The sequence below is a fragment of the Streptomyces seoulensis genome, from assembly GCF_004328625.1.
GTDB classification, from domain to species: Bacteria; Actinomycetota; Actinomycetes; order Streptomycetales; family Streptomycetaceae; genus Streptomyces; species Streptomyces seoulensis.
In genome coordinates this window covers 5,976,452-6,001,509 of record NZ_CP032229.1, presented here as the reverse complement: position 1 = coordinate 6,001,509, position 25,058 = coordinate 5,976,452, and the positions used below count along the sequence as shown (strand labels likewise).

Genomic DNA, 25,058 nt, shown 5'->3' with positions numbered 1-25,058 from the left:
TCACTTGATCAGGCCGTGCTTTTCCAGGTACGCGCGGGCCACGTCGGCGGGCAGCCGGCGCCAGCTGTCGACCTGCTGGTTCATGTCGGCGAGGTCCTGCGTGGTGAGGACGTCGTTGAGCTTGCCGAGCGCCTTGGCGACCCGCTCGCTGCCGGCGCGGGCGCGGTTGACGACGGGGACGATGTAGTCGGCGTTCTGGAGGTGCTTGTCGTCGGCGAGCAGCACCAGGCCGAAGGAGCCGAGGGTGGCGTCCGTGGTGGTGGTCAGCACCATCTGGTCCCGCCCGGACTGCACGGCCTGCTTGGCCGGGGTGGTGCCGACGCCCTTGGGATCGACGGCGGTGATGTCGATCCCGTACACCTTCTTCAGGCCGGGCGCGCAGTACGGCCGCTTCACGCACTCGTCGCCCGCCGCGAGGCGCACCTTGAGGCCGGAGGCACCGAGGTCGCTGAGGGTCCTGAGGTGGTGGCGGCGGGCGTAGTCGGCGCTGACCGCGAAGGCGTTCTGGTCGACGGCCCGGCCCGGCGGGAGGACGGTGAGTCCGCGCGGGGTGGCCAGGGCGCGCAGGTTCCTCATGGTCTTCGCGAGGTCGGGTGAGCCGGCGGGGGGTGCGTCGGCGCCGTGCTCCTTGGCGTTGAGCCAGTCGGCGAAGGTGGCGGCGTACTCGGGGGCGACGTCGATCTGGCCGGATTCCAGGGCGGGTTCGTACAGCTCCCGGTTGGCGACGGTGATCAGCGAGGTCTGGTATCCGGCCTGGTCGAGGAGCTGGGCGTAGAGCTGGGCGAGCAGGTCGCTCTCGGTGAAGCCGGCCGAGCCGATGGTCAGGTGGTGGCTGTCGCCGGGCGGCGCGGTGACGGCGTCCTGGTTCTCCAGCGAGGGGCCGGAGCCGCAGGCGGTGAGGGTGACGAGGGTGGCGGCGGCGAGGACCGCGCGGGCCCTCATCGGCCGGCCCTCGCCCAGGCGGGCCCGAGCCGTTCCACGACCTCGAAGACGCCCTCCACGAGCAGGGCGAACACGGCGACGAGGATCGCGCCCGCGACGACCTGCGGGGTGCTGGCCAGGTTGAACCCGGCGGTGATGATCCGGCCGAGGCCGCCGCCGCCCGCCAGCGCGGCGATGGTGGCGGTGGCGACGAGCTGGACGGCGGCGATCCGTACCCCGTTGAGGATCATCGGCAGCGCGAGCGGCACCTCGACCCGGGTCAGTGTCTGCCGCCCGGTCATCCCCATGCCGCGCGCGGCCTGCACCACGCCCCGGTCGACCTCGCGCATGCCGACGTAGGCGTTGGTGAGCAGCGGCGGTACGGCGAACAGCACCAGGGCGACGACGGTGGGCCCCTCCCCCCACTTCCCCACCGGCGTCAGCAGGAGCAGCACCAGCACGGCGAAGGTGGGCACGGCCCGGCCGACGTTGGAGATGTTGACGGCCAGCGCGCCGCCCTTGCCGAGGTGCCCGAGGACCAGTGCGACCGGCAGCGCGATCAGACAGCTGACGATCAGGCAGACCACGGTGAGCAGCAGGTGTTGCAGCAGCCGGTGCCAGACCCCGTCGTCGCCGGACCAGTGGGCGGGGTCGGCGAGCCAGTCCCAGGTGGAGCCGAGCACCTTCATGTACGGCCCTTTCTCGCCCACGGGGTGAGCAGCCACTGCACGCCCAGCAGGAGCAGGTCGGCGGCGACGGCGATGAGCACGCACAGCACGGACGCGGTGAGGACCTGCGCCTTGAAGTAGGTGTTCATGCCCGCGTAGATCAGATTGCCGAGCCCCCCGAAGCCGACGATCGCGCCGATGGTGACCAGGGAGACCGCCGAGACGGTGGCGATGCGCAGCCCGGCCATCGCGGCGGGCAGCGCGAGCGGCAGCTCCACGGTGAGCAGCAGCCGTACGGGCCCGAAGCCGAGCCCGCGCGCGGCCTGCCTGGTCTCCTCGGGTACGGCGCGCAGCCCGGCGAGGATGTTCCGGACGAGCAGCGTGAGCGAGTACAGCACCAGCCCGGCGACGACGAGGGTGGCGGACAGCCCGTAGACGGGGAGCAGCAGGGAGAACATCGCCAGGGACGGGATGGTGTAGAGCACGGTGGTGACGGCGAGCACCGGCCCGGCGGCCCACCCCCAGCGGCGGGCGAGCACGGCGAGCGGCACGGCGATGACGAGCCCGATCAGCACGGACAGCGCGGTCAGCTCCAGGTGCTGGCCGACCGCGTCGAGGAGGATCTGGCGGCGGGTGCTCAGATAGTCGCCGCAGATCCACTCGTTGCGCGCGAGGCAGTCGTCCGGGGCGGCGGTCACCCCTCCATTGCACCGGCCGGGGCAGCGGGTCGGCGCGTTGTGGTCGCCCGTACGGGGGCCGGAACGGCCCTTTTGGTATCACTGCTGGCATCCGAAACGAGGAGTGTGGCGGCTGTGGAACGAATCGTCGTCGTCGGTGCCGGCCACATGGGGTCGGTCGTCGTACGGGGCCTGCTGGACGGGATGCCGCAGGTCGAGGTCGTCATCGTGGAGCCCTCGGCGGAGCGCCGGGCCACCCTGGACAGCCGCGCGGAGGCGGTCGCCGCGTACGAGCCCCGCCCGGACGACCTCCTCGTCCTCGCCATCCCGCCCCAGGCGTTCGACTCCTTCGCGGACGGCCTGCCGCACGGCGCGTGCGCGGAGACCATCGTCGTCTCGATCATGGCGGGAGTACGGCTGGAGACCCTGGCGTCGGCGCTGGGCACGGGCAGGGTCCTGCGCGCCATGCCGAACCTCGCCTCGCGGGTCGGGCAGAGCATGACGGTCCTCTGCCCCGGTGAGCAGGTCCCCGCCGCCGGGGTCGACCGGGCGAAGGCCGCGCTGTCGGTGATCGGCAAGGTCCTGGTGGTCCAGGACGAGTCCCTCCTCGACGCGGCGACCGCCGTCGCGGGCAGCGGCCCGGCCCTGGTCGCCTACCTCGCCCAGTCCTTCACCGACTTCGCCCGGGGCGCGGGCTTCACCCCCGACGACGCCCTGCTGCTGACCACCCAGGTCCTCCGGGGCACGGCGGACGTCCTCGCCGAGCCGGCCGTGACCCCCCAGTCCCTCTACCGACAGGCCAGCACCCCGAACGGCACCACCGCCGAGGGCATCGCCACCTTGCGCGAGCACCGGGTGGGTGAATCGGTCCGCACCGCGCTGGAGGCCACGACGGAGAGGGCGCGGGAGCTGGCGGGGTGAGGGGGCGCGATTGTGCCGGGACTCTCGTCAGGTCGATGCCGGGGCGACGGGGTCCGGCGGGCCGGGCGCTAAGTTGGCGGTATGAGCAACCTTGACCTCGCGCCCGAGCCGAGCGCATGCGGTGGCCGTGGCTTTGTCGTCGCCGAACCGGTCCGTGAGCTGCTGAGCCCCCGTACGGTGAAGCTCGGGGAGTCCACCGAGGTCCGCCGGCTGCTGCCGAACCTGGGGCGGCGCATGATCGGCGCGTGGGCGTTCGTGGACCACTACGGCCCGGACGACATCGCGGACGAGCCCGGCATGCAGGTACCCCCGCACCCGCACATCGGCCTCCAGACGGTGAGCTGGCTGCACGAGGGCGAGGTGCTGCACCGGGACTCCACGGGCAGCCTGCAGACCATCCGCCCGCGCGAGCTGGGCCTGATGACGGCGGGCCGGGCGATCAGCCACTCCGAGGAGAGCCCGAAGCGCCACGCGCGCTATCTGCACGGCGCCCAGCTGTGGGTGGCCCTCCCGGACGAACACCGCCACACCGAGCCGCACTTCGAGTACCACGCCGACCTGCCTACGGTGACCGCGCCCGGCCTCACGGCCACGGTGATCCTGGGCACCCTGGACGGCACGACGTCCCCCGGCACGACGTACACCCCCCTGGTCGGCGCCGACCTGACGCTCACCGAAGGCACCCGAACCCGCCTCCCCCTCGACCCCGACTTCGAGTACGGCGTCCTCTCCATGTCGGGCTCCGTCCACGTGGACGGCGTCCCCGTCACCCCGGGCTCCATGCTCTACCTCGGCTGCGGCCGCCACTCCCTCCCCCTCCACGCGGACTCCGACGCCTCGGTCATGCTGCTGGGCGGCGAACCGTTCGCGGAGGAGCTGCTCATGTGGTGGAACTTCGTGGGGCGGACGCAGGAGGACATCAGCCGGGCTCGGGAGGACTGGATGAAGGGTTTGCGATTTGGGGAGGTGAAGGGGTATGACGGCGCTCCACTGACAGCCCCTCAACTCCCCGCCGCACCACTGAAGCCACGAGGGAGAGTGCGCTGAACTGGAACTTCCTCGTCGGTCCTCATCACCGAGTGCGCCTACCCGGAAGCCCCAGCCACGGTTCGCCAGGTCGCTGAAGCAAACGACCTTAGCTGGCCCGATTCGCCCAGTGGCGAAGTGCACGCTTCGCCAACCGTGGCCAGCTTTGGCCGGACTGATGCTGACCCAATGCTGACTTTACTGACGGCTTGTCAGGTTGGGACTGGACATCGCTCACGCTTTAACCCCACCTATCCCGCTTGCCGGCGGCGCCGTCCACACCGCACGTCACAGCGAGCCATCACGCCCATGAGACACCCGACCGCTTCAATTGCATCCCGGCAGCGAGACAGCAGCGTCACAGTTGTGAAGTCTCGACAAACACCAACAGCGAGGGGCGTACACCCGTGGACCGAAGCCGACCACGAGCGACCGCGCTCGAAGCGTTCTCCCTCACCGGCCGCTTCGGCGGTCTCCCTAACAAGCGCACCCTGGTCTTCGACCAGGCCACCGGCAACCTCCTTGCCACCGAAGAACAGTTGCAGGGCGACACCGGCAAACTCGGCGTCCGACCGTATTCCGTCATCGCCTACACCACTGTTCTGACGGCCGAACGCCTCCGGTAGCACGAAGCGCCGGCCCCGGGGCACCTGAGGCGCCCCGGGGCCGGCGCCTCACTCAGGAAGCAGCAGCACATTCGCGCCCTACTTCAGTCGCGGCCTACTCTCGTGAACACAGTCTTGGTGTCTCCGTCGGTTCTCCGACCAGCGCCGCCGCATTCGCTGCATGCTCGACCTGTGCCGCTCTCCCGGGCAGCGCACCGACCACTGCACCCGTCTCCGCGGCATCCCTTGCGGCCAACCCCCCACACTGCGTTATCCGACTCCACTGATGGCCGCCTCCCGCTAGAGGTGGGCTACCAATTGAACCTCGGGATGGAGTCTAGGAACGCACGCGTTGGTGTGACTACCGATCACGCTACGACGAAGCCCCAGCCGAACGGGGCTGGGGCTTCGTCGTCTCACGAGAGCGCACCGACTCAGACCGGCGGGTACAGTTCCTCTCCCGGCGGGGCACTGCGGTCGATGACTCGCTGGAGGTCGTGGACCAGGACGAGCCAGTACCGCTGGAGGGCTGCCAGGCGATGGAAGAGACGTTCGGCCACCAACCGTTCACGATCTTTGTCGCCGGTGAAATCCCGAACGGTCAGCACCGCGCGGTAGCGTTCGAACGGGACGCCCTTGTCCTCCTCGTAGTCGTGATCCAGCTCGAGCTCGAGTGCTGCGTCCCCTACGTTTGCGGCGTAGTCCACTCCCTCATGGCCAATGAGCCGCAACCTCACACCGCAGGCCTCGGCCAGGTCCGCCAGAAGCGTCTCCTCGGGATGACCGGGATGCATGAAGATCTCGTGATATGCGGTCATCGATCATGCTCCTAGGGGTAGGTGATGTCGTAGGCGTCTCCTACGATCCGGATGTAATCCATCCGGCCGGGCGGATTATTGCGCAAGAACTTGCCCAGTCCATCGCGGGCCCCGTCTTCGCTCAGACCAGTTCCACGCACATCGATGATGGCGTGCCGCGCCTGCCCCTTTGCCTTGTTCAGCGCGTTTTTGACGGTGTTCGCAGAGGCACCCGGTTCCAGGCTCTTGAACTCCGTCCTGACTCCGTTCACTTCGGCATCCGGTGTTCTCACACCGTCAATGACCGACTCCACGAGCGCCGTTACGTTCTTCCCCTCGGACAGGAGAAGCTCGGCTATGCGCCCTTCGGCCTCATCGAACGTCTTGGCGGATTGATCGAGCACGCCACGCTTGGGAACCGCTCCTTCCGATCTCAGGACGGAAGTCTCGGACTCGTAGACGTCCCGGCGCCAGCCGGTCAGCCCGCCGACCCCGGTGACGGCGATCTGCTGGGTGAGTTCATCTGCCGCGTCCCTGTACAGGTCGGCCAAGGTGTCGCAGCCCTGGTCGCGGAGCATGCTCTCGGCGCGGTAGAGGCGGTAGGCGGGGCGGATGGGGAGGTACTTGTCGACGAAGCCGCCGGCGCCGCCGTTCTCGCCGGTGAAGGCGTCGTGGACGTCGCCCATGAACACGAACGGCGACTTGAAGACGTCGACGAAGGCGTTGCCGAAGATGCCGAGGACTTGGCCGAGGCTGTGGACGTGCTCGTCATCAGGGTCGGCGGGGGTCAGCCCGCTGGGGTCGGTCAGCAGGCTGGGTGTGTTGTCGGCGTAGGCGTAGGGCGAGACGTACGGCGTCGCCTGGTCGCGGGTGGCGGGGTCGGTTCGGGTGAAGCGGCCGGTGCCGGTGTTGTACTGGCGGGCGTGGAGGTCGAGGTTGCCGGTGGTGGTCTCGTAGCGGGCGCCGGTGTAGGACGGGGTGCTCGCGGGGGCGCCGCTGGTGGCGGTGGCCAGGACTCGGGTGCCGAAGGAGTCGTAGGACCAGCGCTGGTACAGGGTGCCGGTGTTGCCGGTGACGTCGACCGGCGAGCCCTGGGTGTCGTGGTGGTAGTAGAAGAGTGACCCGGTGCCCGTCGCGGTGGCGGTGGGCTGGCCGAGCGGGTCGTAGCGGTAGGACTGCTTCAGGGCCCAGGCGCTGTCGTACTCGCTGGCCAGGATGGGCAGCGCGGCGTTCGGGTCCCACTGGGTGCGATTGGTGACCGCGCCGTCCTTGCTGGCGGTGACCTGGTTGCCCTCGGCGTCGTGGTCGTAGGTGTAGGCGGCCCCTGCCACGGTGGCGGCGGAGATCTGGCCGGCGAGGTCGTAGGTGAAGGTGTCGTTGCCCGCCTTGTTCTGGTTGCCCTCGTCGTCGTAGCCGTACGCGGTGATGGCGGAGCCGGTGGTGCTTGAGGTGAGCTGGTCGGCCGCGTCGTAGGCGTAGTTGGTCGAGGTGGTACCCAGGGTGGAGGTCAGGCGGTTGCCGACCTTGTCGTAGGTGTAGGACGTGGCGCGGGTGGTGGGGCAGCCGGTGGCCCAGGGCTGGGGTGCGCAGCCGGCGGTGAGGCGGCCGGCGGGGTCGTAGGTGAGGTCGTAGCCGCCGCTTCCGATACTGGCCCTGGTGACGTCTATGTGGGAGGGCAGGCCCGCGGCCGAGAGGGTGAGCGCGGTCTTGGTGACCGTGGTGCCGGCCTTGGCCGAGGTGACGGCGGTGAGACGGCCCGCGCGGTCGTAGGTGCGGTCCTCTGTCTCGGTGTTGGGCAGTGCGGACGTGGTGAGGTTGCCGGCCACGTCCCAGGTGTAGGTGGTGGTCTTGCCGTCGGCCGCCATGGTGGCGATGCGGCCGTCGTTGTCGTGGGTGTAGGTGATCGTGTTGCCGTCGGAGTACTTGCGGGTGAGCATCTGTCCGGCGGCGTCGTAGGTGTAGGCGAAGCCGCGGGTCTTGGTGAGGTTGCCGAGGGCGTCGTAGACGAAGTCCTCGGACATCTTGGAGTTGGCGCGGGCGGTCATCTGTCCGGCTGCGTCGTAGCCGTACGTCACGTCCGGTGTGGAGTCGGAGTAGTCGACCTTGGTGAGCAGGCCGCGGGGATCGTAGGTGTAGCCCGTGATCCCGCGTGGGGTGGTCTTCCTGGTGAGGTTGTTCTCGGCGTCGTACTCGTAGGCCGTCTCACGTTTCAGCGGATCGCTGACGGACGTGAGGCGGTGGGCCGTGTCGTAGCCGTAGGTGGTGACGTGGTCGTTGGCGTCGGTGCGGGTGGTGACGTTGCCGGTGCTGTCACGGGTGAAGGCGGTCTTCGCGCCGCCGGGGGCGGTGACCTCGGTGAGGTGGTCGAGCTTGTCGTAGCCGTAGTCGGTGGCGCGTTTGTCGGCGTCGGTCTGCTTGAGGACGTTGTTCACCGCGTCGTAGGCGGTGGTTGTCACGCCCCCGAGCGGGTCGGTGACCGTGGTGGTGTTGCCGGCCGGGTCGTAGCCGTAGGTGGTCGTGTACTGGGCCGGGTCCGCCCCGGAGACGTTGCCGCGCGGGTCGACCGAGGTGGCCTGCCGCCCGTCCGCGTCGTAGGTCCAACTTGCCTTGCCGCCCAGGGGGGAGGTGCGGCTGAGCAGGTTGCCGTCGGTGTCGTAGGCGTACGCGGTGGTCTTCGTCAGTTGGTTGGTGCTGCTGGTGAGCCGGTTGTTCTTGTCGTAGACGGAGGTGACCGTCTTGGACGCGGCATCCGTGACCTTGGTGACGTTGTCGTTCGCGTCGTAGGTGTAGCTCGTGGTGCTTTTGCGGGGGTCGGTGACCACGAGCGGCCGGTTGATCGCGTCGTAGGTCGTCGTCGTGGACGCCCCCGTGGGTCCGGTGACCGCGGTGCGGTTCCCGGCGGCGTCGTAGGTGTAACTCGTGGTGTAGGCGGCCGGGTCGGCGCCGGAGACGTTGCCGCGCGGGGAGACGCTGCTCAGCAGGCGGCCGACTTTGTCGTAGGTGTAAGTGGTCTTGCCGCCAGCCTCGTTGGTCTCGGAGGTGAGGCGTCCGCTCGCGTCGTAGACGCGGCTGACGAAGGCGTTGGAGGGATCGGTGGCGCGGGTCAGGTTTCCGGTGTCGTCGTAGGCGAACGTGCTGTTGTCGCCCGCCGGGTTCCGCACGGACGTCACCTGCTCGGCGCCGTTGTACTCGTAGGCCGTGGTGTGACCCAGCGGGTCGGTGGCCGAGCTGAGCAGTCCCCGGCCGTCGTAGGTGTACGTCGTGGTGAAGGCGGCCGGGTCGGCGCCTGAGACGTTGCCGCGTGGGTCTGTCTTGGTCAGTACGCGGCCGGCCTTGTCGTACGTGAAGGTCGTCTTCTCGTTCAGCGGGGTGGTGACCGAGGTCCGGTTGCCCGCCGTGTCGTACCCGTAGGTGGTGGTCTTGCCGCGCGGGGTGGTCACGGTCGCCAGGGCGCCGAGTCCGGTGTAGGTGTAGGCGATCTTGCCAGTCAACGGGTCAGTGGCAGCCGTCAGTTGGTTCGAAGAGTTGTACGTGTACGTCGTCTTGTTGCCTCGGCCGTCGGTGTGGCTGGTGATGTTGCCGGCCGAGTCGTAGGTCCAGCTCTCCGAGTAGCCCAGCGCCGACGGTGCGCTGCGGGTGAGCATGCGCCCGGCGCTGTCGTAGGTCATGGAGGTGGTGTTGCCGCGCTGGTCGGTGATCGCGACGGGATGCAGGTAGCGGTCGTAGTCGTAGCTGACGCTCTTGCCGTACGGGTCGATCGTCTCCATCAGGACGTTGCCGGCGTAGACATCTGTCCACACGCCACCGTCGGGCGCCGTGGTGTGCGACTCGCTCTTGCCGTCCCAGGTGAACGCGGTCGTCTTGCCGTTCTGGTCGGTCTGGGACTTGATCCGGCCGGAAGTGTCGTAGGAGTTGGCGACCTTGCCGCCCGCCGGGTCGGTGTAGGAGGACAGCCGCTTGTCGGTGCCGTACGCGTAGGACGACGCTCTGCCCGCAGGGTCGGTCACCGAGGTCAGCAAGCCGGCCGTGTAGGTGTAGGACACCGAAGTGCCGTCAGGCAGAGCCACCTTGGACAGCAGCCCGTCACTGCCGACCGTGAAGGAGGTGGTACGGCCGGCTGCATCCTTGATGGACGCGAGCTTCCCGGAGGTGTAGGTCAGGCTCAGGCCCTTGCCTGCGGTGTCGACCACAGCGGTGAGCAGCCCGGCGCTGTCGAAGGTCCGCTTGATGTGGTCCGGAGTGGTGATCGTGTAGGTGCTGGTGCCCTTGACCAGCTTGGCCGCAGACCCCGCTGGGGATGTGTAGGAGCCGTCACTGGCCTGCGTGAACACGAACGACGCCCCGTCGTCCGACCGGTACGTCACCTTGCCCGTCGCGACCGCCAGACTCGTGTCGAACGGGGTGGACCAGCCGCGTCCGAGGAGGCCGGTGACGGTCGAGTCAGACCGGTAGGTGCGCTCCAGAGTGAGTGGAACACCGGCGCCCACCAGGGAGGCGTCGGTGAGCTGTTCGTAGAACATGCCGGTCGCCGTGTTGACCGGGTCGGCACGGTGGGCCTGCGCGTAGCAGGTGCAGATGCCGGCCTGAGCGCCGGGGATGACCGGGGTGTAGAAGGCTTCCACCAGCGGGGAGGTCGTTCCCTGCGGGCTGGATGATCCGTCAGAGCTGTTCAGGAAGATCCACGCGTAGTACTTCTTGCCGTCCTGGAGAGGGCCGCCAAGAGCGTTGCTGGCCCACCAGAAGCACTCGTCGGTTGGGTAGGAGTTACTTGACCACCAGTCGTAGCACCAGACCCCGGTAGGCGACGTGTCGCCGCTGGGGTCGTCCGTCGACTTCTTGATCTCCTGCTGGATGACGAAGTTGCCCGCCTCGTCCAGGACGTAGAACCACATTCCGCTGTAGGTCGACCCACGCTTGGGCAGCTTCACATGTCCGCCGATGGACAGCAGACCCGGATAGGCCGTTGCCCAGGACGACACCCAGGTCGGGTTCTCCGGCGCGGCCGCTACGCCGGGACGAACGGCATTCGGCGACTGGGCGGCGGGACCGCGTGTGACACCCTGGCCGTCAGGTCGGCCGAGCTTGCCGGTCGGCTTCCTGCCCGGCGCCTTCATGTAGTCACTGACCGGGGACCGGTCCAGTCGGTGCCTGGTGACCTGCTTGCGTCGCTCGCCCAGCGTCATGGCCTTGGGCGGCTTGGGCAGGTCTGCGGCGGTACGGGGCTTGGACTCAATCACCGCAGCGGTCGGCACGGAGGGCGGGTCTTGCTCGGGCGCCGCCCAGGAGGGGACCACACCCGCTACGGCCAGTAAGACCATGGCCAGGATGGTTATGACAGATCTTCGCGCGCGTGTGCGCATGATGAATCACCTGAGGGGTCGAAGTGAAGAGTGGGCCCAGTGATGCTTGATCAATTCAGCCTGTCGATCAAGGGGACCTGATGACGGAGACCGAAACGCGCCGGAGGTTCGAGGTAGCCCTCACGACACTCGCCCTGGTCGACAGCTCGCAGTGACGAATTAGTCAGCTCAGGTTGACCTGAAAAGGCCGGAGAGGGCACAAGACCGAAAATGAACGCATCCCCAACAAGAGGCCAACGAAGGGTGCCTTCTGCCAGCGCCTCACGCTCAACTCCCCCGCGTGGCAATGCCAGTGCGTCTGTCCTGCCAGAAACTCGGCCCCTGTCACTTGGCCCCTCCTCCCCCAACCGACCCCGGCGTTGGGCGAAAATCCCCAGACAGCGGACGACCATTTCACAGACTGACTGGACGCATCCACTGTTGCGTTCTTTGCGGAAGTATCTAGGGGCGGCGGGAACAGATCAACCCGATGCGAGTCGATATCACAGAGCAAGCGACATCTGTCAGCCCCGGCTAACACCTGGTTCTACGGCGTCGGGTGCGGGCTTCAAGGTGGGCCGAGAGACGTCCCTCCCTTAGAATTCAACTCATTTGGCTGAGTAGGCTGTCGGCTGTGGTGGAGATTGTCGAGCGATTGGTGCCGGACGAGTTGTGGGAACTGTTCCGGCGGGTCGTGCCGGAGGCGCCATCGCGGCCTCAAGGCGGCGGCCGACGCCGGCACGGCGACCGCGAGGTACTGGCGGCGATCGTATTTGTGGCGACGTCGGGCTGCACGTGGCAGCAGCTTCCCGCAGCGTCGTTCGGACCGTCCGGTGCCACGGCTCACCGGCGGTTCACCGAGTGGTCGAAGGCCCGTGTGTGGGCCAAGCTGCATCGCCTGGTCCTCGACGAGCTCGGCTCCCGTGGTGACCTGGACTGGTCCCGCTGCGCGATCGAATCGGTGAACATGCGAGCCCTGAAAAGGGGGACCTGACAGGTCCGAATCCTGCCGACCGGGACAAGTACGGCTCGAAGATCCACCTGCTCACCGAGCGGACCGGTCTGCCCCTGTCTGTCGGAATCTCCGGTGCCAACGTCCACGACAGCCAGGCCCTGATCCCGCTCGTGAAGGGCATACCTCCGATCCCGGCGAGGCATCCGGCACCGCATAGCCCGTAAAGGGATCGAGACCTCGCAGCGGCTCGGCCGCCACCGCTGGACCATCGAACGCACGATGTCCTGGCTCGCCGGATGCCGTCGCCTCCATCGTCGCCACGAGCGCGAGGCCGAGCACTTCCTCGCCTTCACCGCCATCGCCTGCACCCTCATCTGCTACCGCAGACTCGCCAAATGAGATGACTTCTCAGGCAGCCAATCAACATCAGATGAGGACAGACAGGGGCATCGACCCTCGCGTACGCCTAGGCTGAGGCAGATACACGCGGCGCACAGACGGCTGAAATCGGCCGGGCTCCTGAGCAGTTGCACGTCGGGGCGGATGCTGCTCATCAACGCGCCCGTAGGAGTTCTGGTCCTGGTCTGCGCCGCGCTGTGGGTGCGCGGGAGCCAGGGCTTTTCGGAGTCCCCCCCCTGCTTGCCGCCTTCGTCGCAGTGGAGCGGCGGGCGCGTACTGCCGCTCAGTCCATTTGCTTGCGGCGTAGGTCGCTGACGGATTCGCCGAACTCGCGTTTCAGGGACCTGCCGAGGTGTTTGGTGTCGTGTACTCCCCATCGTGCTGCGATCCTGGCCGTGGGGATGTCCGCGGAGGCGGGGTCGAGAAGGTCTCGGCGGATCCGTAGCAGGCGTTCATGGCGGACCCAGGAGGCGAAGGTCAGGTCACCGCCCTTGAAGAGCGCATGGAGGTACCTGACGGAGATGTGGTGCTGGTGCGCGACTCGTTCTGCACTGAGGCAGGGGTCGCCGAGCTGGGCCAGCGCGTAGGCGCGGATGCGGTCGGCAAGGTCGCTGGCGACGGACGCCCGCTCGGGGGTGGTGTCGGCGAAGGCGGCGAGGAGGAGTGCGGTGAGCGCGTCGGCCAGATACGTACGTGACACACGCTGAACGGGAAGGTCCTCGTCGGCTGCGGACAGGGCGTGGCCGAGCAGTCTGCCGATCCCGTCCTGAGTGGACATGGGGAGCGCCGTGCGCCGGCTGATGGAGTCCGCGTGCCTGCCCAGACTTGCCCGGGGAACGCAGAGCACGGTCATGTCACTGGGGTCGGCACCGATGAGCCGGTAGGGCCGGGTGTTGTCACAGGCGAACAGTTCACCGGGCCTCACCGCCGTGGTCCGGTCGTCCTGGATCGCCGTGACCGGGCCGTGGTGGTGCAGAGTGAAATGCATCCACTCCACGTCGCCGGAGGTGATGCTGCGGTTGTCCCGCGTCACCGTCGCGGCGGTGGCCTGGATACGGGCGACGACCACGGGTCCGATGACCGCGTGGTCCACCACGGCTTCGAACCCCTGCGGACCGGGATCAGTCACCCGCAACGGGGCGAACAAGGCCGAGGCGACTGCCTCGAACGACTCGGTTCCCCTTAATCGGGAATCCTTGCGGTCGGTCATGCCGATGTACCCCCAGCCCCCTGTGCGCATGTGCTGTTCAGTCCCAATTGTGCACCGTGCACGAATTGGAGAGTCACGGTGCGCATATGGGTGCTCGCGGGTCGCGGGTTGCGCGTACGGTCGTCGACGAGCGATCAAGCGCCGGGCGGAGCGACCCGGCGACGCATACACATCTCGTCGACACCTGGGAGATCTGCATGATCAAAGGTCGTATCGCAAAGGCGTTGGCCTCTACGGCGCTCGTCCTGGGGGGAGCGATGACGGTCGCGCCGAGCGCGGTGGCGGACAGCGGCTCGTCGGTGACCGCCCTCCCCGCGTCCAGCGACTCCGCGCTGGCCTCATGTTGGGGCCAACGGGTGACCGGCAGCGCGGGCCATCAGGGGAACAAGACCTGGTGCGACTCGGGACGGTACCGTGAAGTGATCAAGTGCGAGACCCTGGGCGGCTACCAGTACACGCACTACGGTCCCTGGGTATGGGCGAGCGCGGAGAGCGTCGCATGGTGCAACCTCGGCGACAGGATCATCGGAGACTATGCGGAGTGGGGGGCCTGAGGCTCCTTCTGAGGACGCCCGATCGGACGCATCGGCCCACGTCGGCGAGCTCTGTGCGGAGATGAACGAGAGGTTGTCCCGTAACCGGTGATGCGGTTGGTGCGTCCGCAGGACCTTGAAAACCATGCGGTCAGGCGATCCGCGACAAGCCGGCGGCCGATGCGCTTCGCGGAAACGGCTCAGTACCACAACGGCCACCCCTGGGGCGGTGAGTCGAGCGCGTCGATGCCCGCACGGGGGGGGGGCGGCCGGCGTCACAGCACGGACCGTGACCGGGCGGTCGGCCACGCTGCGCCTCTCACAGAACCGGAACCACCGACGGGCGGTTCCGGTTCTCACGGCTTTTGTGACCCATCAATTCGGCGACGTCGGTGATCGGGATGCCGTTGCCCGGGCAGTTCGATGCGAAGAAACGACGGTTGCCGGGCGCAACCCGGGGCCGGACGAGCGCTGCCCGCAAAGACCCACACCACTTCATCGTGACGACATGGACGGCTGGTCCAGTTCCGGCCAGGAGACTCGAACGGATCGGTTCCGTCGCCCTGGCCACGACGGCGCACGCGCGTGGCGGCCGCCCACGGCCTGTCGCGGTGGCGTAGCGTTCTGCGTCGGAACCACGGTGATGTCCTGGTGTTCGACCTTGGTCCTGGGTGACGTCCTGACTCGGCAGGCGGTGGAGCGGCATGGCCGGCAAGAAGGCGGCAAACCTGCGGCGCGCAACGTACGAGAAGGAACTACTGCGTCTGCAGACCGAGTTGGCGAAGATGCAGGAGTGGGTGCGGGCGGAGGGCGCCCGGCTGGTCGTCGTCTTCGAGGGACGGGACGCGGCGGGCAAGGGCGGCGCCGTCAAGCGGGTCTCGGAGCGTCTCAATCCGCGGGTGACGCGGATCGCGGCACTCCCGACGCCGACCGAGCGCGAGCGTACACAGTGGTACTTCCAGCGGTACGTGGAGCATCTGCCGGCCGCCGGCGAGATCGTGCTCTTCGACCGGTCCTGGTACAACCGCGCCGGCGTCGAGCATGTGATGGGCTTCTGCACCAAGGAGGAGTACCAACTCTTCATGCGGCAGTGCCCGATCTTCGAGCGGATGCTGGCGGAGGACGGAATCCTGCTGCGCAAGTACTGGTTCTCGGTGAGCGACACCGAGCAGCAGGAGCGGTTCCGGCGCCGGCTGGAGGATCCACTGCGCCGCTGGAAGTTGTCGCCGATGGACCTGGAGTCGATCACCCACTGGGAGGCGTACTCACGGGCGAAGGACGCGATGATGGTCCACACCGACACCGCCGAGGCTCCCTGGTACGTCGTCGAGAGTGACGACAAGCACCGCGCGCGCCTCAACATGATCGCCCACCTGCTGGACTCCGTGCCGTACCACGAGGTACCGCCACCGGTTCTCGAACTGCCGCCTCGGCCGCCGTCGACCGGATACGAGCGACCGCCGCGCGATCTGCAGAACTACGTCCCCGATCACACCGCGAGCCTCTGAGCCGCACACGATCGCTGCGGGACGACGGCAGTCACCGTGTTCGTGCCACCTCGGCACGCCGGTCATGCTGGGCAAGCTGCCCCACAACCGGCCGCGGGCGGCCGGCCTTCACCGCCGCGGCCGGCCTCGGCCTGCTCGCACTCACCGCAGCCATCGCCCGGCCGGCCGGCCTCGCCCCGACCGTGCTGCGACAGCGGCCCCGGTTCCCGCACGCGCGGCAGCACCCCGAGACCACCTACTCAGACAGACAGGACGCCGCGTCATGACCTCACCGCTGAAGGGCCCCGCCAGCTACTTCCCGTCGATCGAGAAGAAGCACGGCCTCGGTCACGGGCACGCCAACGCCCTTGTCGCCCACACCCTCGCCGAACGCGGCGCCAACTGACCGTGGACCCTGCGGGCTGTGGAAGGCCTGTTGAGCCGGTCGACGCTCGGGGCCGAACCGGGCGGGAAACCTCCGCCACCCGAACGCCTCGTCCGTGGGCCCGAGTGCACGAGGCGTCCTGCTCCCTTTGCCGCAATTCGCCGTGACAGCCGCCATGCCCGTCGGAATGCTGGGACGAGACCGCGGGCGCAGCCCTCACCCAGCGTCAGGACCGGACCGATGACACCAGCTCGTACCAGCCCCTCGCCCCGACGGCGCTCTGACCCGTCATGGCGCGCGTGACCCTGTGCGCCAGCGGCGCGGCCAGTGCCGATACGGCCTGGGAGCGCTACGCGAGCGTCGACCAGTGGGCGTCGTGGTCTCCGCACATCAAGACAGTGCACTGCGTTGCCCGCCGCCTGCGGCCCGGTATGAGCGGCACGGTCGAATCGGTCGCCGGTATCCGCGCCGCCTTCGTCGTGGATGCCGTCGACGGTGACCGCCGCACCTGGACGTGGCGCGTACGCCTTGGACGCGTCCAGCTCCGGCTGCACCACGAGGTGCAGCCACAGGGGCCCGGCACCACCACCAGCCTGACGATGCACGGCCCGAGGCTCGTCCTGTTCACCTACGCGCCCCTGGCCCGCCTCGCACTGCACCGCCTCGTGCAGCCCTGACCTCACCGGCCGGCCGCGCTGATCCAGCAGGATGCGTGATCATCGCGTTTCGTCCTGCCGGCGCACTCCGGAAAGTGCTCAGGCGGGGACGGATGAGCGTGCCGAGTCAGCAGCACATTTCAGGGTTGCTCAGGCAGCGTCGAAGCCACTGCTCGTCGAACTCACTCCCCCGCTTCGCCGCCGACCTCCGACACCCCACCCTCGCCCAACGCCGGCGCTTCCGCCGCATCGTGCAGAAAGCCTTCCTCCCCGACCTGCGCACCGGGCTGTTCCGCCCCGGCCTGCGCGAAGGGGCTGCGGGCCACACCAGGGCCACCTCACGAAGCGGGTACGCCGCGTCAGCGAAGCTCCGGGCCTCCAGGATGCGTCAATGCTCGGCTCTCGTCAGTGCTTGCCCTTGCCCTTGCCCTTGCCGGCGTGCTTGTCAGGCTTGTCGGGCTTGCCCTGTTCGTCGGGCGAGGGTTTGGTGTGGTCGTCCGGCTTCCGGGGTTCCTGTACGGCGGGCTGTGCCGAAGAGGCGGAGGACGCCGGTACGGACGGAGAGGAGGAGGCGGGAGTCGACGGATCGGCCTGTGATTTCTTCGCCGCACCGGTGTCAGGAGAGAACCAGCTCATGCCGATGAGGAGCGCCACGGCGAACAGGGCGACGGTGCCCAGCGCGGCCACGAGTCCGGTCCGGCGCGGCCGTGACGCGCGAGTGCGGCGGGGCACGGCTCGGTGGACGCTCGTCGTCCACTCGGTGTCCGTCGAGGGGGGCAAGGCACTCCCGACGGGCGCGGTGCGCGGGGACGTCGTGGGACCGCCGAGTGCCGCGCTGGGGGCGGGTCGCTCGTCGCGGCGGGCGTGTTCACGTGGGAGGGGCGCCGGGGCTCCGCGCCAGTGGCCGTGTGCGAACCAGGCCGCCGCTTCTTCGGCCGTGGGCCGATCCTGAGGCTCCTTGGCCAGCAGGCCGAGCAGGTAGTTCTCGAAGGCGGGCGAGAGATCGGCGCAGAGTTGTCTGGGCGGTACGGGGACGGCGTCCAGGTGCTGGTGCAGCACTGCGAGTGCGGAGTCGCCTTGGAACGGCGGCCGTCCGGTGAGGAGTTGGTAGAGGACGCAGCCCAGGGAGTAGACGTCGGAGGCCGCGCCGGCAGGGCGGCCCAGGGCGCGTTCGGGCGCGAGGTAGAGGCTGGTGCCGACGATCTGGCCCGTGGCGGTGAGGGCGTTGCCGGGGTCGTCCAGGAAGCGGGCGATGCCGAAGTCGCCTATCTTCAGGGTGCCGTCGGCGTCCAGCAGGAGGTTGGCGGGCTTGATGTCGCGGTGGACGATGCCCTGACGGTGGGCGGCGGCGAGCCCGTCCGCGGCCTCGGCGGCGACCCGGGCGACGCGTTCGGCAGGGAAGGTTCCCTGAGCGTTGAGCGCCCCGGCGAGACTGTCGCCCTCGACCAGGTCCATCACCAGGAACAGCCGGTCGTCGTACTCGCCGAAGTCACGGACACCGACCACGTAGGGGTGGTTGAGGCGCCCGGCGGTCTGTGCCTCCAGCCGGAAGCGGGATACCGCGGTGGGGTCGGCATGCTGGGTGAGCATCAGTTTCACGGCGACCGTTCGGCCCAGTATCTCGTCGACGGCGCGCCAGACCTCGCCCATCGCCCCCCGCCCGATGACGTCCCGCAGCCGGTATCGGCCCGCTATCAGCACCCTGTCTCTTTCCCCATGCCCGAAGACCCGTTCGCCGCAGGCCATGGCTCACCGCGAGAACCCGGATGGAGCGAGGAGGCTTCTGCAACTGCCTTAGCGTACCTGCCCCGTGAGGCACGCTCTTGCGCCGCCGCCTTACGGCTCGGGGCACTCTTCCGCGTACCCGGCGAGGCAATGTCGATGACGGTGGCCTCGCTACTGCCGGCCCGCGAGACGCTGTGCACCACACGCTTGATCAACGAGACGGCCACGGTGCGAAGACCGAGCTCTTGGCGTCGGCGTGGGCACGGACCGTCTCGCCAGGTCGGCGCACTGCCCAGGAAGCTCCGCCGGCTCCGCCAGGCCAGTGGGCTGAAGAGCACCGAAGTGGCCGAGCAGCTCATGGTGTCCCAGCCCAAGGGTCAGCCACCTGGAGAACGGCCGCCGCGCCATCAGCCCCCCGCGATGTGCGCGACCTGTGTGCTCTACGGGGTGACGGACCAGCAGGCCACCGATGCCCTGCTGCAGATGGCCAAGGAATCCGGGCACCTACGCCCACGCGGTGCGCCGACGGTCCCGCGGCGGAGGTGGTGTGTCTGGGACGGTTCACCAGCGACCCCTACCTGGACGAGCCGTCCGACGTGCAGCATTACAGCGTGTTGCACGACCGCCTTCAGGCCCAGGCTCTCAGCCCCGCCGGCAGCCGCGTCCTCATCGCCGGCGTCACCAGGATGTACATCGACGCGGCAAGCCACCACTGAGCGCGGCGACGATCTGTGAGCATCGAATCCGCCGACAGGCTCCCCCGGCGGTGGGGAAGTACCCTCACGGCCGCAGTGTCGGGGGGCGGGCCATACGACGGCGAACAGGCCGCGACGGCGGGGACAGCGGGCCGAACCGTTCGCCCTCGGCGCGATAGATGACAAGCGCGACGCACGGTTCGGCACCTCCGGCATCCACGGCGAGCCCGGCACCATCACCCAGGCCCGGGTCGGCACGACGCTGCTGCGTCCCCCAGGACCTGCTCGACGGGCGGCAGCTCGCACATCGGTCGGGCCGTGGCTGTGAAGCCTCTGGAGAGTTCACGTCGTCCCTGGTGACTCTTCCTGGGCGGGTCCGCCCCGACCGACAGTCAGGGACCAGCGCACAGCCGTGGGCGCCTCGACCAAGTCAGTTCCGTCGCGGTTCACTCCCGGAACGGCTAGGCGTCGACCGCCGGGATTCCGAAGGCATCGCGTGGTGCCTCCTCGACCTCGCCGTCGGACAAGTCGGCCACTGCGCTTCGCAGGGCGGCCCCAAGATCCCCTGCCGAAATGATCGCTCCGTGTGTGTCCGTGAGTGGCACGTCAACGGCAACTGATGTGTCCAGCTGCTGACCGTCCCACAACACGACACGGCCGACATCATGTCGCTCCGGGTCATTCAATGACCCCACGCACAAGCCGAACGCTCTGCCCGAACGCGAACGCTGTGACGCTGCTCGGCATTTCCTGTGCCAACTGCGCCTGCAGACCGGACGGGCCTGTCTGGTCCCACATCAGCGACACTCATCCAGCCCGTCGGGGGTCCTCACCCGAACTCCTCCACCAGCCCGCTGTCACATCCCAGCTCACCGACACCGCCGGCGATCGTCCTCCGAACAGAGACCCCTCGACGAGTACGTCACCGGACCCCTGGTGATCAGCCGCTGAGGTGCCCGCCGTCAGCGCGCCCCAGCGCGGGGCCGAGCTTCGTCGCGATGTCGGTGAGGATCTGTACGTAGTCCTCGTGCCGGAAGGTGAACGGCAGCGCGAACGCCACCTCGTCCACCTCGCGGAACCCCGCGTGCGCGTGCAGCCGGTCGGCGATCTCCACGCTGGTGCCCACCAGGTCCGGCGCGAACAGCAGGCGCGCCGGACCCTGTGGGGAGGTTGTGCGGGGCAGCCGGGCGGCGGCGAACTCGGCGTACCGCGCGCGCTGTTCGGCCGTCGCGGAGTCGGTCGGGATCACCACCAGGCCCTGGGAGACCCGGGCCGCCGCCCCCTCGGGGTGCCGCGCGCGGAACTCCCGGATCTGGGCCGCCTGGATCGCCGCGAAGTCCAGCGGGGCGTCGGGGTCCTCGGCCTTGACCACGCTGCTGGTGAGCAGGTTCATGCCCTGCTCACCGGCCCAGCGCGCCGAGGCCAGGCTGCCGCCGCCGTACCACATGCGTCGGGCGAGACCGGGAGAGTGCGGCTGGACGACGTCGGAGTACTCCTCGAAGCCCTCGGCGCCCTTGAAGTGGGTGGCCGGCTCACCCTCGACGAAGTCGAGGAGCCGCCGCACTCGCCCGTACCCGAAGTCCTCCGTCTCGGCGGAGGCCGGATAGAGCGCCTCCTTGACCTGGTCGTAGTGGACGGGCGGCCCTGCGCTGACCCCGGGATTGAGGCGGCCGCCGGAAAGCACGTCCACCGTGGCCAGGTCCTCGGCGAGGCGCAGCGGGTTCTCCCAGCCCAGCGGGATCACCGCCGTGCCCAGCTCGATGCGCCGGGTGCGCTGCGAGGCGGCCGTCAGCACGGCGACGGGCGACGAGATGCCGTACTGGAGGTGCCGGTGCCGTACCCAGGCGCTGTCGAAGCCCAGCCGCTCGCCCAGCTCGATGATCTCCAACGTCTCGGCGTGCCCCCGGGCGGGCTCCGCCGGATCGAACAGCCCGATCGTCAAAAACCCCAGCTTGCGCAGCGGACGCGACATGGACGCCACGGCCTCCTCCACCACTCGGACAACACTCGAAGCGCTCCGGCCACACTCGGCCGGGAACGAGCCCGATTCTCTCAGTTGAATGTGACAACCGTGTGATCGGAATGACGGCGCAGCCGTCGATCAGGGCTCCGGAGTCCCCCCCCCGCTCGGATGCACCCGGGTCTGCGCCAACTAGGCTTAGGAGACGCGTCGAACCGGATCTGCTCCAGTTTCGATCAGGAACCCGGTGAGTGCTTCCGCAAGTCGCTCGGGCTGGTCCTCCGGGATGAGGGTGGACGAGTCGGCGATCTCGACCAGCCGACCCTGCGGGTACAGCTTGGCCAGCCGGGGGCCGTGCTCGCGCGGCATCAACCGGTCCTCGGTCGCCCAGACGACCAGTACCGGGCGGTCGAAGGCACGCAAACGCTCGCTCCAGGCGAGCAAGGTCTTGCGCCCGGGTGCCCCGGTGGCGAATTTGGCGAAGTCCCTGCGGATGGCTCTGCTGCGGGTGGCGGGGGCGAACCAGTCGTCCATGATCTCGTCGGGGACCCTCCGCAGGCTCATCCCGCCGTATCCGCCCGGGTGGTGACGGAAAGCGGGAACGCGCATGAGCCGCGTCAGGAGCCAGACGCCGCCGGGAATCCTGCACACCTGCGCCATGGCCTTGGCCGGCCCCGGAGGGAAGTTGTCGAAGGCCTCGCATGCCACCAGCACCAGGCGCGCGATCCGCTGATCCCGCCCTTCCGACACCAGGAACTGGCCCCCGCCCCAGTCGTTGAGGACGAGAGTCACCTGGTCCAGACCGAGTTCCTCGATGAACTCGCCCAAAAGCCGGGCGACACCGCGCTGCGACAGGTCGGCATCCGGGTTCATCGGCTGACGGTGACCCCCCAGGGGCAGGGTGGGCAGGACGCAGCGGTATCCGTGCAGCAGCGGGACCACCTTGCGCCACTGGGTCTCGTTCATCGGCAGGCCGTGGCCGAACACCAGCACAGGCCCCTCCCCGCCGGTGTCCTGGTAGTCGATCGGTCCGGACGACAGCTGGATCCTCGGCACTTCTACCCCCTTGATAGATCGTTCTACTGTAATCTTGTCGAAGGGAAGAGGGGGACGCAATGGGAAAGCCGGACACGCGCGCCAGGATCCAGGGCGCCGCCGCGATGCTGTTCCGCCGATACGGCTACTCGGCCACCGGCCTGAAGCGCATCGCGACTGAGGCGGACGCGCCGTTCGGGTCGATCTACCACTTCTTCCCCGGCGGCAAGCAGCAACTGGCCGAGCAGATGATTCGAACATCCGGAACCGAGTACGGGCGCCTGGTCCTGGCTCTGCTGGACAGCGTGCCGGACCCGGCGGAGTCGCTCGTGCACGCATTCGAAGCCGCCGCGGACGACCTTGCGGCGGCCGACTATGCCGACGCGTGTCCGATCGGGACGGTGGCCTTGGAGGTCGCGAGCAGCAACGAGGGGCTGCGGATCGCGACGGCGGAGGTTTTCGAGGAGTGGGTCGGCGCGGCGACGGAGTGGTTCAGCCGTTGGGTGGCTGAACCGAAGGCTGCGCAGTCCCTTGCGTACTCGATGATCATGATGCTGGAGGGGGCTTTCATGCTCAGCCGGGCCGCCCGTGACCCGGAACCGCTGCGGGTGGCGGGGAGATCGATGGCCGAGTTGTTGCGCACAGCAATCGCTGGGGCCGGCGAGGACTGATCTCTAGCATGGTCGCGTGCTCGGCCTCGTTGCGGCGTCCGTAGGTTTTCCGCGGCGCCCTCGCGAAGGGGCCGAGTCGTGGTCGATGAGGGATACGTCGGTCACCAGAGCACGAGCAGCCGCGGCGAAGTAATCCTCGTCGGCGCCAGGGGCCAGGCCGAGGGGGACGCCTTGGCTGAGGCCGACGAGCAGCGCCCTGAGTGCGGTGGTCAGACGCTCTGCCTGACGCAACGTCACATGCCCTCTGTTATGCGCCCTTCCGGTGAACAGCGCGATCAGGTGGTTCTCCTGCGATCGGACGGACGTGGCGAGCTGGGACCCCAACTCCGGGTCATGGAGGGCCATGTCCAGCAGGGTGATCTGGAGCGACAGACGAGGCAGCGCGTCAGGACCGTCACAGCCGCGCCGGTAGTGCCGCGCGAAGGCGTCCACCGCTTCCAGCAGATCCAGTCCAGCGGGGACCGCCCGCTCGACCTCTTCGTAGTACGGCCGCAGGTAGTCGGTCACCAGGGCGACCACCAGGCCGTTCTTGCTCCCGAACAGTGAGTAGACGGCGCCGGTCGTCAGGTCGGCGCGTTCGGCGATCTCGTCAAGCCTGGCCCGGTATCCGTCCCGGGAAACGATCTCGAACGCCGCGTCCAGCAAGGCTCGCCGGTTGCGTTCCTTGGCTTCTGCTCTCGTCATTCTCATAGCTCGATTATTACCGTAATCTCGTTACGAGATCGGTCGGGACGAGCTTCAAGGAGGATGCTCATGGCCGAAGTTGCGGGGTCGCGGGTGACCCGCCAGACGGTAGGTGCCCTCGCCGACGGCGTCTTCAAGGTGTTGCTCGCTGTTGCCTGTATCGCCGGTGCCGCCCCGCTCGGCAGGTTGCTCGGCACGGCAACCTGGCTGATGGTCGTCGCAGGGCTGGCCCTGCTGTTCGGCGGCGGCGCCGAGCTCGGGTACTCGGGAAGCCGGTCGATGCGCACTTACGTACGACTCATGATCGTCTATGACAGCGGCTGGATGCTGGCAGCCCTGGTCGGCTTCCTGATGGCGAGGCAGGGCAGCGGCGCGGGGGGTGAGGTGTGGATGGGGTACCAGACAGCCGCTCCCCTCGTGTTCGCCGCGCTGCTGGTCGCCGCTGCTCCGGCGCGGAGGACGCCACCCGGTGACAGTGGCGGTGCGCTCCGGGCGCAACGGGAAAGGGACTCGCGTCCCGAGGGCGTATAGCCGAGGGGCGGGGCGCCGGGGCTCTCGACGTGCGATGCGCGGGACGATGCCGCGTTCCCGTAGCCATTTCCGCGTGGCTCTCCTTGACGGCGCGGGTGCGTAAGAGTGCGATAGATGCGGAACCTGGGCCTCTTGTCGGCAGGACGGGGACAGCCTGGTGTGCAGGGTGGATGTGGTTGCCAAGGAGGCGGCGATCGGTCGGTTCCTCGATGCGTACCCACGGGCGATTGATGCCGGCCAAGGCCATCCCGCCCTCCAGGGGTGCGAGGATGTCCGCTGGTCCGGGTTCCCGGAGTGCCCCGCCGGGATTCCGATGCTGCTGCGCACCCTTCTCGACCGGGAAGCAGCATCCGAAGCCAACCGAGCGCTCACCAACTCCCTTCTCGACGGCATCACGGCGATGAACGTTGCCGCGCCGATGGCCCTGCCGTTCCTGTTACGCCTGGCCGATGACCCCCGGGTCCCTGCGCGGTCCGGACTACGGGACCTTCTGGTCACGATCGCAGAGTTCTCCGAGTCGATCGACGCCGGCGCCGAGGCGTCGGTGCTCTGGTTCGGCAGTGACAGCGAACATCCCGAACGCGAGCAGTGCCGGGCGGTGTTCGCGCAGCATGCGGGTGTCGTGGCGACACTGGCGGAGAAACTGGCCGGTCCTGGTCAGCGAACGAAACTTCGGCAGGCCACAGGGCTCCCGTGAGGTCTCAATGGCGGCAGAGGAGAGCCTCAGTCTGCTGATTCGGGCCCGACGCTTGTGCCGCCGGGCGGCCTGGACGCGTTGTGGGCTGTCCGGGACGGCGAACCCACTGCCAACGTCGCCTTCGCTGACGCGGCGGCCTCGCGGTCCAGTGAGCGCGTGACGGGCCGGATGGGACGCGATGCTGCCAAGTGGCGGCCGCACACGAGGTCACCATCCTGGCCGGCACCGACAGGTTTCCGTGCGGAACCGTCACCTCGGAGATCGAGCGGCTCGTCCGTGCGCGCCTGTCGCCCGGGGCGGCGCTGGGTGCGGCCGCGTGGTCGACCCGCTCCTACCTTGGCCGCCCGGCCTGGTCGGCGGAACCCTTGCCGTTCTCGTCGCCTACGACACCGCCCCTCGTTCGACGCTTCCGCCGTGGCCCACCTCGGCCGCATCATCCTCCGCGGCCGGGTCATAGCCTGTGTCCTCCATCCGCAGCTGA

General features: G+C 68.7%; 22 protein-coding genes and 1 pseudogene. 12 read left to right on the top strand and 11 right to left on the bottom strand.

What is annotated here, in order from left to right:
• Genes D0Z67_RS27535 through D0Z67_RS27525 form a run of 3 tightly spaced genes read right to left on the bottom strand, consistent with a single transcriptional unit; the run spans window position 1 to window position 2,287 of the window.
• Window positions 1-942: an ABC transporter substrate-binding protein gene (locus D0Z67_RS27535; RefSeq protein WP_031179296.1), complete on the bottom strand. Its 942-nt coding sequence runs from the start codon at window positions 940-942 to the stop codon at window positions 1-3.
• The gene (locus tag D0Z67_RS27530; RefSeq protein WP_031179295.1) at window positions 939-1,610 is read right to left on the bottom strand and encodes an ABC transporter permease; all 672 of its coding nucleotides are present in this window, start codon (window positions 1,608-1,610) and stop codon (window positions 939-941) included. The genes D0Z67_RS27535 and D0Z67_RS27530 overlap by 4 nt, the downstream gene beginning before the upstream one ends.
• On the bottom strand, window positions 1,607-2,287 hold the full coding sequence (locus D0Z67_RS27525) for an ABC transporter permease (RefSeq protein ID WP_031179294.1): 681 nt from the start codon (window positions 2,285-2,287) through the stop codon (window positions 1,607-1,609). Before D0Z67_RS27525 ends, D0Z67_RS27530 begins: the two co-directional genes overlap by 4 nt.
• Window positions 2,288-2,401: 114 nt before the next feature.
• Between D0Z67_RS27525 and D0Z67_RS27520 the strand changes: the two genes are divergently transcribed.
• From D0Z67_RS27520 to D0Z67_RS27510, 3 genes are all read left to right on the top strand, one after another.
• Window positions 2,402-3,187, top strand: a complete 786-nt coding sequence (locus D0Z67_RS27520; RefSeq protein WP_031179293.1) for a pyrroline-5-carboxylate reductase family protein — start codon at window positions 2,402-2,404, stop codon at window positions 3,185-3,187.
• An 81-nt stretch (window positions 3,188-3,268) separates the two neighbouring features.
• A complete protein-coding gene (locus D0Z67_RS27515; protein WP_031179292.1) occupies window positions 3,269-4,234 on the top strand; it encodes a pirin family protein in 966 nt (321 codons plus the stop codon).
• Between the two features lie 386 nt (window positions 4,235-4,620).
• The gene (locus D0Z67_RS27510; protein WP_031179291.1) at window positions 4,621-4,839 is read left to right on the top strand and encodes a hypothetical protein; all 219 of its coding nucleotides are present in this window, start codon (window positions 4,621-4,623) and stop codon (window positions 4,837-4,839) included.
• Window positions 4,840-5,252: 413 nt separating this feature from the next.
• Here D0Z67_RS27510 and D0Z67_RS27505 read toward each other — a convergent pair whose 3' ends face one another.
• The gene (locus tag D0Z67_RS27505) at window positions 5,253-5,636 is read right to left on the bottom strand and encodes a hypothetical protein (RefSeq protein ID WP_031179290.1); all 384 of its coding nucleotides are present in this window, start codon (window positions 5,634-5,636) and stop codon (window positions 5,253-5,255) included.
• Window positions 5,637-5,647: 11 nt separating this feature from the next.
• Window positions 5,648-10,798, bottom strand: a complete 5,151-nt coding sequence (locus tag D0Z67_RS27500) for a DUF6531 domain-containing protein (RefSeq protein ID WP_078873056.1) — start codon at window positions 10,796-10,798, stop codon at window positions 5,648-5,650.
• Between the two features lie 790 nt (window positions 10,799-11,588).
• Between D0Z67_RS27500 and D0Z67_RS27495 the strand changes: the two are divergent.
• Window positions 11,589-12,308: pseudogene (locus D0Z67_RS27495) on the top strand (IS5 family transposase).
• Window positions 12,309-12,591: 283 nt separating this feature from the next.
• Here D0Z67_RS27495 and D0Z67_RS27490 read toward each other — a convergent pair.
• Window positions 12,592-13,518: an AraC-like ligand-binding domain-containing protein gene (locus D0Z67_RS27490; protein WP_234312604.1), complete on the bottom strand. Its 927-nt coding sequence runs from the start codon at window positions 13,516-13,518 to the stop codon at window positions 12,592-12,594.
• 197 nt (window positions 13,519-13,715) lie between these two features.
• On the opposite strand from D0Z67_RS27490, the gene D0Z67_RS27485 reads away from it, so the two are divergent.
• From D0Z67_RS27485 to D0Z67_RS27475, 4 genes are all read left to right on the top strand, one after another.
• The gene (locus tag D0Z67_RS27485) at window positions 13,716-14,072 is read left to right on the top strand and encodes a hypothetical protein (RefSeq protein WP_131589723.1); all 357 of its coding nucleotides are present in this window, start codon (window positions 13,716-13,718) and stop codon (window positions 14,070-14,072) included.
• 683 nt (window positions 14,073-14,755) lie between these two features.
• Complete coding sequence (gene ppk2 / locus D0Z67_RS27480) at window positions 14,756-15,559, top strand: polyphosphate kinase 2 (protein WP_031179285.1); 804 nt, start codon at window positions 14,756-14,758, stop codon at window positions 15,557-15,559.
• Between the two features lie 262 nt (window positions 15,560-15,821).
• On the top strand, window positions 15,822-15,944 hold the full coding sequence (locus D0Z67_RS30015) for a DUF4287 domain-containing protein (RefSeq protein WP_223179115.1): 123 nt from the start codon (window positions 15,822-15,824) through the stop codon (window positions 15,942-15,944).
• Window positions 15,945-16,213: 269 nt separating this feature from the next.
• Window positions 16,214-16,600, top strand: coding sequence for an SRPBCC family protein (locus D0Z67_RS27475; RefSeq protein WP_031179284.1), 387 nt, complete (start codon window positions 16,214-16,216; stop codon window positions 16,598-16,600).
• A gap of 161 nt (window positions 16,601-16,761) precedes the next feature.
• Here D0Z67_RS27475 and D0Z67_RS29815 read toward each other — a convergent pair whose 3' ends face one another.
• Together D0Z67_RS29815 and D0Z67_RS27470 are read right to left on the bottom strand one after the other, a co-directional pair.
• Window positions 16,762-16,905, bottom strand: a complete 144-nt coding sequence (locus tag D0Z67_RS29815) for a hypothetical protein (RefSeq protein WP_158713882.1) — start codon at window positions 16,903-16,905, stop codon at window positions 16,762-16,764.
• A 79-nt stretch (window positions 16,906-16,984) separates the two neighbouring features.
• Window positions 16,985-18,280, bottom strand: a complete 1,296-nt coding sequence (locus D0Z67_RS27470; protein ID WP_031179283.1) for a serine/threonine-protein kinase — start codon at window positions 18,278-18,280, stop codon at window positions 16,985-16,987.
• A gap of 569 nt (window positions 18,281-18,849) precedes the next feature.
• Here D0Z67_RS27470 and D0Z67_RS30315 point away from each other — a divergent pair.
• Window positions 18,850-19,020 carry a Scr1 family TA system antitoxin-like transcriptional regulator gene (locus tag D0Z67_RS30315; RefSeq protein ID WP_234312603.1) on the top strand — a complete coding sequence of 57 codons (171 nt, stop codon included), beginning with the start codon at window positions 18,850-18,852 and terminating at the stop codon, window positions 19,018-19,020.
• A gap of 919 nt (window positions 19,021-19,939) precedes the next feature.
• On the opposite strand, the gene D0Z67_RS27460 is transcribed toward D0Z67_RS30315, so the two are convergent.
• Together D0Z67_RS27460 and D0Z67_RS27455 are read right to left on the bottom strand one after the other, a co-directional pair.
• Window positions 19,940-20,980, bottom strand: coding sequence for an LLM class flavin-dependent oxidoreductase (locus D0Z67_RS27460; protein ID WP_031179281.1), 1,041 nt, complete (start codon window positions 20,978-20,980; stop codon window positions 19,940-19,942).
• 177 nt (window positions 20,981-21,157) lie between these two features.
• A complete protein-coding gene (locus tag D0Z67_RS27455) occupies window positions 21,158-22,015 on the bottom strand; it encodes an alpha/beta fold hydrolase (protein WP_031179280.1) in 858 nt (285 codons plus the stop codon).
• A gap of 59 nt (window positions 22,016-22,074) precedes the next feature.
• On the opposite strand from D0Z67_RS27455, the gene D0Z67_RS27450 reads away from it, so the two are divergent.
• The gene (locus D0Z67_RS27450) at window positions 22,075-22,665 is read left to right on the top strand and encodes a TetR/AcrR family transcriptional regulator (RefSeq protein WP_031179279.1); all 591 of its coding nucleotides are present in this window, start codon (window positions 22,075-22,077) and stop codon (window positions 22,663-22,665) included.
• A 3-nt stretch (window positions 22,666-22,668) separates the two neighbouring features.
• Here the strand turns inward: D0Z67_RS27450 and D0Z67_RS27445 are convergent, their stop codons facing one another.
• On the bottom strand, window positions 22,669-23,349 hold the full coding sequence (locus D0Z67_RS27445) for a TetR/AcrR family transcriptional regulator (protein ID WP_051887480.1): 681 nt from the start codon (window positions 23,347-23,349) through the stop codon (window positions 22,669-22,671).
• Between the two features lie 69 nt (window positions 23,350-23,418).
• Between D0Z67_RS27445 and D0Z67_RS27440 the strand changes: the two genes are divergently transcribed.
• Together D0Z67_RS27440 and D0Z67_RS27435 are read left to right on the top strand one after the other, a co-directional pair.
• Entirely contained in the window at window positions 23,419-23,880 is a 462-nt protein-coding gene (locus D0Z67_RS27440) for a hypothetical protein (RefSeq protein ID WP_031179277.1), read from the top strand.
• 166 nt (window positions 23,881-24,046) lie between these two features.
• Window positions 24,047-24,577: a hypothetical protein gene (locus tag D0Z67_RS27435; RefSeq protein WP_131589722.1), complete on the top strand. Its 531-nt coding sequence runs from the start codon at window positions 24,047-24,049 to the stop codon at window positions 24,575-24,577.
• The last annotated feature ends 481 nt before the right edge of the window (window positions 24,578-25,058 follow it).